This window comes from Buttiauxella warmboldiae, assembly GCF_003818135.1.
Taxonomy (GTDB): domain Bacteria; phylum Pseudomonadota; class Gammaproteobacteria; order Enterobacterales; family Enterobacteriaceae; genus Buttiauxella; species Buttiauxella warmboldiae.
This window is the reverse complement of the sequence record NZ_RPOH01000022.1, coordinates 20,059-31,263: the sequence shown is the minus strand read 5'-3', so window position 1 is coordinate 31,263 and position 11,205 is coordinate 20,059. Positions and strand designations below refer to the sequence as shown.

Sequence of the window (11,205 nt, the reverse complement as noted above, 5' to 3'; positions counted from 1 at the left end):
TTCTTTGTCAGCAATCTCAAAACCGGCTCTGAGATTGCTGACAATATTATTTAAGCTCGAACTCACCCTGCTTCACGCGGGCAGAATCCAGCCCGATAAACACGTTAAACTTGCCGGGTTCGGCAACGTGTTTCATCTGCGCGTTCCAGAACTTCAGCGCCTCAACGTCAATCGGGAAGCTTATGGTCTGAGTTTCGCCGGGTTTGAGCATCACTTTCTTAAAGCCTTTCAGCTCCTTCACCGGGCGGCTTATTGAAGCCGTCACGTCCTGCAAATACATCTGCACCACGGTTTCGCCTGCACGCTCGCCGGTGTTCGTCACCTCAACGGAAGCCTCAACTTTGCCATCCGCTGCCATCGAAGGTGCCGACATTTTCACATCGGAAACGCTAAATGTGGTGTAGCTCAGGCCGTAACCGAATGGGAACAGTGGACCGTTTGCTTCATCAAAGTAGCGTGATGTGTACTTGTTCGGTTTTTCCGGGTTGTACGGGCGACCGGTATTCAGGTGGCTGTAGTAGGTCGGAATTTGCCCAACGGAGCGCGGGAAGGACATCGGCAGCTTGCCTGACGGGTTGTAATCGCCAAACAGAATATCGGCCACCGCGTTGCCGCCCTCAGTGCCGCTATACCAGGCTTCCAGCAGCGCGTCGGCCTGCTGATGTTCTGTGACCAGCGCCAGCGGGCGACCGTTCATCAGCACCAGCACCAACGGCTTGCCGGTGGCTTTCAGCGCAGCAATTAAATCGCGCTGGCTCTGCGGCAGAACCAGGTCGGTACGGCTTGATGCTTCATGCGCCATACCTTGCGCTTCACCCACTACCGCCACAACCACATCGGCAGATTTTGCGGTGTTAACCGCTTCGTCGATCATCTCTTTGGCAGAACGTTTATCCACGGAAACCGCAGGTTCGTACTGGTTGAGGAAGTCAACAATGCCTTTATCGTCGGTGACGTTAGCGCCTTTGGCGACCACTATTTTCGCATTGTCACCCACGGCAGACTTAATACCCTGCAATACGGTAACAGTCTGCTCGGCCACGCCTGCGGCAGACCAACTGCCCATCATGTCGCGTTTGCTGTCAGCCAGCGGACCAACCACCGCAATGGTGCCCGATTTTTTCAGCGGCAGCGTTTGCAGGCGGTTTTTCAGCAGCACCATGCTTTCACGCGCAACGGTACGAGCTTCTTTACGATGCAGGCGGCTCTCAGCGTTGGTATCCTCCGGGTCTGATTCTTTCGGCCCTAAGTGGCTGTACGGGTCGTTAAACAGACCCATATCGTATTTCACGTTCAGCACGTGGCGCGTGGCGTCATCGAGTTCAGCCATCGGCACCGCACCGCTTTTCACCAGTTCCGGCAAGTATTTGCTGTAGTACTCGTCGCTCATACTCATGTTGATGCCGGAGTTCAGCGCAACGCGCACCGCATCTTTCGGGTCGCTCGCCACGCCGTGTTTGATCAGCTCTTTGATTGCGCCGTGGTCAGAAATGGTGATGCCTTTAAATTTCCACTCGTCGCGCAGCAAGTCTTTCAACAGCCAGGAATCAGAAGAGGCTGGCGTGCCATTCAGGGAGTTCAGCGCCACCATCACGCCACCGCTGCCCGCATCCAGTGCGGCTTTGTATGGCGGCATATAGTCGTTGAACAGACGCTGCGGGCTCATATCCACGGTGTTGTACTCTTTGCCGCCTTCCACTGCGCCGTAGGCGGCGAAGTGTTTCACGCTGGTCATCACCGAGTAACGGTCTGCCGGGCTTTTGCCTTGCATGGCTTCAACCATGGTGCGGCCCATGATTGAAGTCAGATAAGTATCTTCACCAAAGCCTTCGGATACGCGGCCCCAGCGCGGGTCGCGCGAGACATCAACCATCGGCGCCCAGGTCATGTTCAGGCCATCGTCTGCGGCTTCATAAGCAGAAATGCGGCCTACGGTTTTTACCGCATCCAGGTTAAAGGAAGAGGCTAAACCGAGGCTGATGGGGAACACGGTACGCTGGCCGTGAACCACGTCATAGGCAAAAAATAATGGGATCTTCAGGCGGTTAAGGCTCATCACCTGATCTTGCATAGCGCGAATGTCGTGGCGGGTGACGGTATTAAAAATCGCCCCTACCTGCCCGTCTTTGATCATCTCGCGAATGGCTTCTTTCGGGTTATCCGGCCCGACGCTGATTAACCGTAGCTGGCCGATTTTTTCGTCGGTGGTCATCTTTTTCAGCAAATCAGTGACGAAGGCGTCACGCGCTTCCGGCGTTAACGGGTGGGGGCCAAACATCTCATTAGCCAGCGCGGGCTGCAGCGCAAGGCTAACTGCGATACTTACAGAACAGAGCCATTTCATCGACATTACTCTCTTGCTAAGGCCGCCACACAGGGCCGCACGAAGTGATAAGAAGTGCAGTGTGCCACAAGGTTACAGCGGTAAGAAGAGTCGCCTCGGTGTTATATGCTGATTTTCCGAACGTTTAAGAGAAATCATTATAGATTTGCGAGCTATGCTTGTAGGGGTCAATATTTTCCCAAGGAGCGGATAGATGCCTAACCCTACAACATCCCAAAAACAGATCTTTATTAATGAACTCAACCGCCTGGTTGGCAGCACGCATGTTCTAACCGAGGCGGCAAAAACGGCGCGCTATCGCAAAGGCTTCCGCTCCGGCGAGGGCGATGCGCTGGCGGTGGTTTTCCCGGGCTCCCTGCTGGAGCTGTGGCGGGTTCTGAGCCTGTGCGTCAGCGCCGATAAAATCATTTTGATGCAGGCCGCCAACACCGGGCTTACCGAAGGCTCAACGCCAAACGGCAATGATTATGACCGTGAAATCGTGATTATCAGCACCCTGCGTCTGGATAAATTACAGCTGCTGGACGGCGGCAGGCAGGTGCTGGCCTTCCCCGGCAGCACCTTGTATCAGCTGGAGAAAGCCCTGAAACCGCTGGGGCGCGAGCCGCATTCGGTGATTGGCTCGTCGTGCATTGGCGCATCGGTAATTGGCGGGATTTGCAATAACTCCGGCGGCTCGCTGGTGAAACGCGGCCCGGCATATACTGAAATGGCGCTGTACGCACGCATTGATGAGCAGGGGAAATTAACTCTGGTGAACCATCTGGGTATCGATCTGGGCATGACGCCGGAACAGATCCTCGGCAAGCTCGACGACGAACGCGTGAAACCTGAAAACGTGCTGCATGACCAGCGCCAGGCATCCGATAAAGATTACGCCGAACGCGTGCGCGATGTGGATGCCGACACGCCATCACGCTTTAACGCTGACCCAAGCCGCCTGTTTGAAGCCTCTGGCTGCGCCGGGAAACTAGCTGTTTTTGCGGTACGCCTCGATACTTTTGTCGCCGAAAAGCAGAACGAAGTCTTTTATATCGGTACCAATCGGCCGGAAGTGCTGACTGAAATCCGCCGCCATATTCTGGCTAATTTTGAAAATCTGCCGGTGGCGGGCGAATACATGCACCGCGATATTTACGATATTGCCGAAGCGTATGGCAAAGACACTTTTATGATGATCGACAAACTCGGCACCGACAAAATGCCGCTGTTCTTCACCCTGAAAGGCCGTACCGATGCGTGGTTTGAAAAAGTGCCGTTGGTGAAACCCCACTTTACCGACCGGGTACTGCAACGCGTAAGCAGCTGGTGCCCGAGCCATCTGCCGCCGCGCATGAAGGAGTGGCGCAGCAAGTATGAACATCATCTGCTGCTAAAGATGTCGGGTGGCGGAATTAGCGAAGCGCGCAGCTGGCTGGAGAGCTATTTCCAGCAGGCCGAAGGCGACTTTTTTGTCTGTACGCCAACCGAAGGGGCAAAAGCGTTTTTACACCGTTTTGCCGCCGCCGGTGCCGCCGTGCGTTATCACGCGGTTCACGCTGATGAAGTGGAAGATATTCTGGCGCTGGATATCGCCCTGCGCCGTAACGACCAGCAGTGGTTTGAGCAATTACCGCCGGAAATCAGCAGCCAGATTAGCCACAGCCTCTATTACGGCCACTTTATGTGCCATGTCTTCCATCAGGATTACATCGTCAAAAAAGGGGTGGATGCTCACGCGCTTAAAGAGCAGATGCTTGCCCTGCTGCGCACGCGAGGGGCGCAATATCCGGCAGAACACAACGTCGGGCATTTGTACGAAGCGCCGGACAGCTTAAAACAGTTTTATCAGGCCAACGATCCCACCAACAGTATGAATCCCGGTATTGGTAAAACCACGAAGCATAAATGGTGGCAGGAGCACAGCTGTAGCCATACGCACGACTAAGCTCGAAGCGCAGCGCCCGTTCAATAATGAAGGCCGGACGCTGCCTTAGCCTACTTGCTAGTCGTCTAACGCATGACCTTGCGTACTGTTGCTCGCCATTTGCGCGGCCTTTTGCTTTTTATAAGCCAACGCCGACTCCGGCACCGGCGTCACCTTGCCACTTTCCAGGAAGTTGCGTAAACGGTTAGCATCCGCAAAGTGGGTGTATTTACCGAACGCGTCCAGCACCACCAGCGCCACCGGGCGATGGTTAATCATGGTGCGCATTACTAAGCAATGGCCGGCATTATTCGTAAAGCCGGTTTTGGTCAGCTGAATATCCCACTTGTTGTTATAAACCAAATGGTTGGTATTGCGAAATGGCAGTGTATACGCCGGACTGGCAAAGGTGGCCATATCTTCTTTGGTGGTGCTCAACTGCCCAAGCAGCGGGTATTGCTTTGAGGCAATCAGCAATTTGGACAAGTCGCGCGCGGTGGAAACGTTCTTAATCGAGAGCCCCGTCGGCTCAACATAGCGCGTGCGGGCCATGCCCAGAGATTTCGCTTTCGCATTCATCGCGCGGATAAAGGCGCTGTAGCCGCCAGGATAATGGTGCGCAAGGCTCGCCGCCGCACGATTTTCCGACGACATCAGCGCCAGCAGCATCATGTCCCGGCGATTAATTTTGCTGTTCAGCCGCACGCGGGAATAGACGCCTTTCATTTCCGGCGTCTGGCTGATATCGATACTCAGCATTTCATCCATCGGCAATTTGGCATCCAGCACCACCATCGCCGTCATCAATTTGGTGATGGATGCGATGGGACGAACCAGATCGGGATGGCTGGAATAGAGAACTTTGTTGGTTTGCAAATCGACGATCATGGCACTGCCAGAGGCAATCTCCTGCCCGATGTTGACCTGTTGTACGGTGGCTTGGTTCGCGGCCTGGGAGGCGAATGGTACGGTAATCATCAGCGCAAGGCTGAGCAACGAGAGACGGATTTTTGTCGGCATGGTGGCACTTCTGTAAGTATTCGGGTAGATAATGCGCTCAGCAAAGCTATTCTGTATCGATTGAATAGCTCAGGCGCCAGCATAATACGCTGACGCCCCGGAAAACCGCCACTGTTGGATCGTAAATAAGTATCAGAATAAGTGATAGCCATAGCCCCAGAGAATCACGCTCAGGGCTAGCAGCACCTCAAGCACCAGCACACCAATGGCAAGCGTTGAGCTGGAAAAGCTCATCCCCTCCTCTTTATTGATGCCCAGAAACTCAGGTACGCCGACGTATAACAGGTAGCCGGTATAAATCAAAGCAGCAGCCCCCACCAGCACGCACAGCCACACCAGCGGGTAAAGGGCCACCAGACCGCTTAAAAACAGCGGGGTGGCAATATAGCCCGCAAACACCATGCAACGGGCCAGTGACGGACGCTGGGGATAGTTGCGCGCCATCCACCAGATTACGCGCCCCATAACGGCAACGCCTGCCAGCATCAGCGCATAAAACAGCACGCCTAAATAGAACCCGGTAAACATCGATAGTTGAACGAACGTCCCGTCACCAAAATTCCAGCCAATCTGGGTTGTACCGATAAACGCACAGATAACCGGAATGGCCGCCATGATGAGCACATGGTGGGTATAGTGATGCGATACCGTTTCGTTTTCACGTTTTATGGTCTGCATTTCACGATGAGGATGGGAGAAAAGTCCCCAGACATGACTCATAACGCCTCCTGACAAACGAGTGAGCACAGCCAAAGTATAATGCACAGCGCCAGATTGTTTTTTAATCGGTTAAAAATAAGTGGCGAAGCCGTTGGCCCATGGTTACATCATCAGGACCAGCGTCTTAATCAGCACGGTGGCTGTAGTCCAGCTGGTGCATTACTGGTTGAAACAGCCGCAGGGCTAATCTTTGGGTTTGAAGTGAGGGTTGGCGAACATAAAGCCGCCATCAACGATAAACGATTGCCCGGTGGTGTAGCTGGCGCTGTCTGAACATAGCCATGCGACCAGGCTCGCAATTTCTTGCGTCTCCCCTGCTCGCCCAAGCGGGATTTCAGGGATGTTGCTTTTGGCTCCGTCGCCTTCGCTCATGTTATTCATAGGTGTGGCGACTGCACCGGGCGCAACCGCATTGACCAATATATTGTGATGAACCAACTCCATCGCCATTGATTTCGTCAGCCCACCCAGCGCATGTTTCGCGGCGGTATAGGCGCAGGCATCAGGCAGCGGCGTATGTTCGTGAACGGAGGTGATATTCACAATCCGGCCACCTCGCCCCTGCGCAACCATAGCGCGGGCCACTTTTTGCGAACATAAAAATGCGCCGTCCACATCCACGGTAAACAGTTCCAGCCACTCTTTGAGCGTGACATCCAGAAACGAGTGTTTACTCATCGCTCCGGCATTATTCACCAGCGCATCGACGCGCCCGAAGCGCGCAATCAGCTCATCAATACCTGCCGCACCGTCTGGAAGATCCGCTAAATCGAGTTGCACCATTTCGGCTCGCCGACCAAAACCTCTGACCTGGCGCGCGGTTTCTTGCGCGCCTTGCTCGTCAGAATGCCAGGTGATACCGACATCAAACCCCTGCTCCGCCAGAAGCAACGCACATTTTTTGCCAATGCCCGAGTCCGATGCCGTCACGATAACGACTTTATTAGCAGCACTCATCAACACCTCCCGGCTATTTTTTAATCCACTTTTCATTATAGGAGATGCCATGAGATTCGCGTCTGCTATGCCCTACCGGATTGATGGTAGCCGCCGCCCAACGCGGAGATTAACTGCACATCAGCATGCAGCTACTGCCCGTGGAGTTGAATCGCTTTCGCCTGCTCCGGCTCGGCCGAAAATCAATAATTGATTTCCCTGATTTTTATTGAACCGTAGTGACTATATTTCATCCTGCCCGCTTACGTTCAGCGCTCGGCGTCACGCCAAAAACCTTCTTGTAAGAGGTAGTAAAATGGTTGCTGTTGGCAAAACCACACAGGAATGCCACTTCGGTAATGGTCATATCCGTCTCTTTAAGTTTTACCCGCGCGGAGACCAGCCGCAAACGCTTGAGATAATTTTCAGGGGTCAGCCCTGTGACTTCTTTAATATGGCGCGAAGCCGTGCGCTGTGTGAGGTGAAACTGATTAGCCAGTTGCCGCCAGTCTATTTCGTTAAAGCAATTTTCCTGCAAATAGCTGAGTAACTTATGTAGTTTATAACGCGTATTACTATATTCAGCCTGCGATTGTGCATACAAGATACTGGTGACTAATTTAAAGAAAAGTGACTCTTTCAGCGCATGATTTGCAGGTAATGCCATCTCATCACGGAAAATCTCATCAATCAGTTGCTTGCAATGCGACTTTGTTTCTGGTGTCAGCCAGCCGTAATTCGCGGCACTATTTCCAGCGATTGTGATTAATAAAGTCTCAATTTGAGTTAAATAATGAAACTTGACCTGCGGATTAATGAGAATATTGATGAGCTTTAAGGTTCCCAGCTCATCGTAAAAATGCACATCATTACCGCTAACAAAAAAGACATCTCCCTGCTGAATAAAAATAGGCTTTCCATTAATGACATGCAGGCCATGCCCTTCTTCCACAATCACCAGCTCCTGAAAGCTGTGGCTATGTTCACAGTTATTGTCTTCCGGGTCGCTTGAATAAAGAGCAAGCTTGGCTTGCTCATCAGGAAAGTACTGACTCACTTCTAGTTTATTTATCATACCGCTCACTCAAACCACCCCGCTGGACTCCCGGCAAAATAAAACACTGCGGACCAAATAACGATTCCAGTTTTACAATTTGTGATCGCCAACAGCAGCACCCCACTGAAAATGCCAGCTGCTAACAATTACTGGCAGTCTGAGAATAGCTGGCAAAAAGCCTCCCGCCCTAAACTCCAGTCATTGCTTCATCATTAAGGACTCGGTATGTCACAGGCATTACAACAAAATGGCCATCTTCAGATGGTTCGCCATCAAAATATGGAAGCTAAAGCGCAAGCCCTTACTCCAGCGCTGTTTCACCATGACGTTTACCCACAAGGGGTTGTCAGCGCGGTGCAAGATGCACAACAAATTCACGGCTGGCGTGCAGACGTTGCGGCTTCGGTGCAGGATTTCTTTAAGCAAGATTTCTTCCAGGGCGAGCACGTTATTATTGATTTTGGCAAGCACTGTGTGGGTTATCTGGAATTTGCCTGTGAAGCGGCTGGCAGCCCACCGGATGCCCCCGCACATCTGCAGTTTATCTTTGGCGAAACGCTTGCAGAAGTGGTTGAACCGTTCTCTGATTACAGCGGCTGGTTAAGCAGCAGCTGGCTGCAACAGCAAGACTGTTATCTGGATGAACTGCCGCATCACATGCGTCTGCCACGCCGTTACTGCTGCCGTTTTTTGCGGATTAACGTGGTGGCGTTATCGCGCAAATTCCAGCTACGTTTTACCTCCTTAAAACTCGACACCGTCACGTCAGCATCCCTTGCCCAGCTCCCAACCTGTTCGAGTAACGATAAGCAACTTCAACGCATTGATGAAGTCGCCGTACACACGCTGAAAAACTGCATGCACGACGTGTTTGAAGATGGCCCGAAGCGCGATCGCCGCTTGTGGCTCGGGGATTTACGCCTGCAAGCGTTAGTGAATGATGTCACTGTTAAAAATTACGACCTGGTGAAACGCTGCCTGTATCTGTTCGCCGCCATGACGCGAGAAGACGGAATGGTGTCGGCCAACATTTTTGTTAAGCCGCAGCTGATTGCTGACGATACCTTTCTTTTTGATTACGCTCTGTTTTTTGTCGATGTGCTGCAAGAATACGTTGCCGTGACCGACGATCGTGAAACGCTGGCCGAGCTGTGGTCCCTTGCCTGGCGGCAAATCGAGCTGGCTCTTGAGCGAGTGGCGCAAAACGGCATCGTGCGAGACAGCGCCGACTGGTGGTCGTTTATCGACTGGCATGAAGAACTTAACAAGCAAGCAGCATCTCAGGGCGTACTGATCTACTGCCTGAGTAAAGCATTAATCCTCGCGCGCGATTACGACGTCAGCAAAGTCAGCCTGCTCGAAGAGAAGATTTCATGGCTTAAAGCAGCGGCACAGCGCGAGCTTTGGGATGCACAAAGTGGTTTTTACACCAGCGGCGAATCTCAGCAAGTCTCCTGCGCCTCCCAGGTCTGGATGGTTCTGGCAGATGTCGGCACGCCGGAGAAGCAGCGTTCACTTCTTAAGCGCCTTAAAAGCCATCCACCAAAAATTCAGATGAACACGCCGTACATGATGCATCATTACGTCGCGGCGCTGTTACAGGTGAACGAGATGGAGCAAGCCACTCAAGAGATAAAAAACTACTGGGGAGCCATGTTGGAATACGGGGCAGATACCTTCTGGGAGCTATTCGACCCGAAGCGGCCTGATTTTTCGCCCTATGGCAGCAAGCTCATCAACAGCTATTGCCACGCATGGAGCTGTACTCCTTCGTGGTTCATTAGAAAATACCTATTGTAAAACAACAACGTCGAGAACCTACCTATGTCTACCTCAACTGTATGGCGGCAACGCTTTGGCTACGGTATTGCGGATTTATCCTGCAACCTTGTCTGGCAAATGATCTCGTTGTATCTGATGTACTTTTACACCGATGTGATGGGTTTACCCGCGTATTACGTCGGGATTATGTTCCTTGTAGCGCGCCTTGTTGATGGTGCTGCGGATGTTTTAATGGGGCTGGTGATAGACAACACCCGTACACGCTGGGGTCGTTGCCGCCCTTATTTACTCATTGGCGCAGTCCCTTTCGGATTGTTGTGCGTACTGGCGTTCTATGTTCCCGATTTTGGCACTACGGGCCGTCTGGTTTACGCCTTTATCACCTATTTATGCCTGTCGTTCCTCTATACTATCGTTAATATTCCGTTTTGCGCGATGCTGCCTTTCCTGACCAGTGAATCAAAAGAGCGCACCACGCTTTCAACAGTGCGTATTCTGCTCGGCTCGCTTGGTTCCACGATTGTTGCAGTTGCAACGCTGCCATTGGTCAAAACCCTTGGCCAGGGTAATCAGGAACAGGGATTTTTATATACCTCGATGGTATTTGGCGTGATAGCGACTTTCTTTTTGCTGATCAGTTTTCGCAATGTCGAAGAGAAAATTAATATCACTTCCGAACCCATGACGTTAAAACGTGCGTGGTTAAGCCTGCGTAATAACCCACCATGGTTTGTTTTTGCAGTGAACATTTTTCTGATGTGGGGCGCATTTTTCTTCCAGACCGGCGCACTGGTTTACTTCTTTAATTATTACGTTGGCAATACTGAATTAACCGCTCTGATTGCCGGTATCTCTACCTTTGTTCCGTTATTAGGCACGCTAACCGTTCCTGTGTTGGCAAAGCGGATGAAAAAACGCCACGTCTATCTTGTCGCCTCAGCCATTAATCTGACCGGAATGGCCGTGATGATTTTTGCCGGGGTTAATGTCATGGCCCTGATTATCGGCGCGGTTATTTTGTCTCTGGGTGCCGGGCAACGTACGGCTATTTACTTCTCAATGCAGGCTGATCCGGTCGATTATGGCGTGTGGAAGACCGGGATAAATACCGCGGGAATATTAACCTCAATCAACGGTTTTCTTGGCAAAGTGGCAATGGCTGGTGCGGGGGCCATTACCGGAATCATGCTTTCTGCCGGAGGCTACGTTGCGAATAACGCCCAAAGTGTCGATGCGCTGTTCGCCATTAAAGCCTGTTATCTGTATATCCCTGCAGCGTTAATCGTGGCATCGATGCTCTGGATCGGAAAATTTTACCGGCTCGATGACCATTATGAACAAATACGTGCCGACTTAGATGCGGGAATCAATGCCATCCCTGCAGATCCTGCATTTAACCTGGATAAGAGCCGGGCGATGTAATCAGGGCTTTTAATAAAT

At 52.1% G+C, this 11,205-nt stretch carries 8 protein-coding genes; 3 read left to right on the top strand and 5 right to left on the bottom strand.

From position 1 onward, the window contains the following. Nucleotides 1–46: 46 nt before the first annotated feature. Nucleotides 47–2,344 (bottom strand): beta-glucosidase BglX, encoded by a 2,298-nt coding sequence (bglX, locus tag EHN07_RS06985; RefSeq protein ID WP_124023458.1) that lies wholly within the window; start codon nt 2,342–2,344, stop codon nt 47–49. A 193-nt stretch (nt 2,345–2,537) separates the two neighbouring features. Here bglX and dld point away from each other — a divergent pair, with 193 nt between their 5' ends. Further along, nucleotides 2,538–4,271, top strand: coding sequence for a D-lactate dehydrogenase (dld, locus tag EHN07_RS06980; protein WP_124023454.1), 1,734 nt, complete (start codon nt 2,538–2,540; stop codon nt 4,269–4,271). A gap of 57 nt (nt 4,272–4,328) precedes the next feature. On the opposite strand, the gene pbpG is transcribed toward dld, so the two are convergent. From pbpG to EHN07_RS06960, 4 genes are all read right to left on the bottom strand, one after another. Then, nucleotides 4,329–5,270: a D-alanyl-D-alanine endopeptidase gene (pbpG, locus tag EHN07_RS06975; RefSeq protein ID WP_124023453.1), complete on the bottom strand. Its 942-nt coding sequence runs from the start codon at nt 5,268–5,270 to the stop codon at nt 4,329–4,331. Nucleotides 5,271–5,402: 132 nt separating this feature from the next. Next, the gene (locus EHN07_RS06970) at nt 5,403–5,990 is read right to left on the bottom strand and encodes a Yip1 family protein (protein WP_124023452.1); all 588 of its coding nucleotides are present in this window, start codon (nt 5,988–5,990) and stop codon (nt 5,403–5,405) included. Nucleotides 5,991–6,173: 183 nt separating this feature from the next. Next, nucleotides 6,174–6,947: an SDR family oxidoreductase gene (locus tag EHN07_RS06965; protein ID WP_124023451.1), complete on the bottom strand. Its 774-nt coding sequence runs from the start codon at nt 6,945–6,947 to the stop codon at nt 6,174–6,176. A gap of 229 nt (nt 6,948–7,176) precedes the next feature. Continuing rightward, nucleotides 7,177–7,998 (bottom strand): helix-turn-helix domain-containing protein, encoded by an 822-nt coding sequence (locus tag EHN07_RS06960; protein WP_425267172.1) that lies wholly within the window; start codon nt 7,996–7,998, stop codon nt 7,177–7,179. A gap of 210 nt (nt 7,999–8,208) precedes the next feature. On the opposite strand from EHN07_RS06960, the gene EHN07_RS06955 reads away from it, so the two are divergent. Further along, the gene (locus tag EHN07_RS06955) at nt 8,209–9,783 is read left to right on the top strand and encodes an alpha-L-rhamnosidase-related protein (RefSeq protein WP_124023450.1); all 1,575 of its coding nucleotides are present in this window, start codon (nt 8,209–8,211) and stop codon (nt 9,781–9,783) included. 24 nt (nt 9,784–9,807) lie between these two features. Further along, a complete protein-coding gene (locus tag EHN07_RS06950) occupies nt 9,808–11,187 on the top strand; it encodes a glycoside-pentoside-hexuronide (GPH):cation symporter (RefSeq protein WP_124023449.1) in 1,380 nt (459 codons plus the stop codon). Nucleotides 11,188–11,205: the final 18 nt, after the last annotated feature.

What these genes read in the sequence shown, in the direction of transcription:
- EHN07_RS06955 (WP_124023450.1), top strand. Translation starts at nt 8,209, where the DNA reads ATGTCACAGGCATTACAACAAAATGGCCATCTTCAGATGGTTCGCCAT.
- pbpG (WP_124023453.1), bottom strand. Translation starts at nt 5,270, where the DNA reads ATGCCGACAAAAATCCGTCTCTCGTTGCTCAGCCTTGCGCTGATGATT.
- EHN07_RS06965 (WP_124023451.1), bottom strand. Translation starts at nt 6,947, where the DNA reads ATGAGTGCTGCTAATAAAGTCGTTATCGTGACGGCATCGGACTCGGGC.
- bglX (WP_124023458.1), bottom strand. Translation starts at nt 2,344, where the DNA reads ATGAAATGGCTCTGTTCTGTAAGTATCGCAGTTAGCCTTGCGCTGCAG.
- dld (WP_124023454.1), top strand. Translation starts at nt 2,538, where the DNA reads ATGCCTAACCCTACAACATCCCAAAAACAGATCTTTATTAATGAACTC.
- EHN07_RS06950 (WP_124023449.1), top strand. Translation starts at nt 9,808, where the DNA reads ATGTCTACCTCAACTGTATGGCGGCAACGCTTTGGCTACGGTATTGCG.
- EHN07_RS06970 (WP_124023452.1), bottom strand. Translation starts at nt 5,990, where the DNA reads ATGAGTCATGTCTGGGGACTTTTCTCCCATCCTCATCGTGAAATGCAG.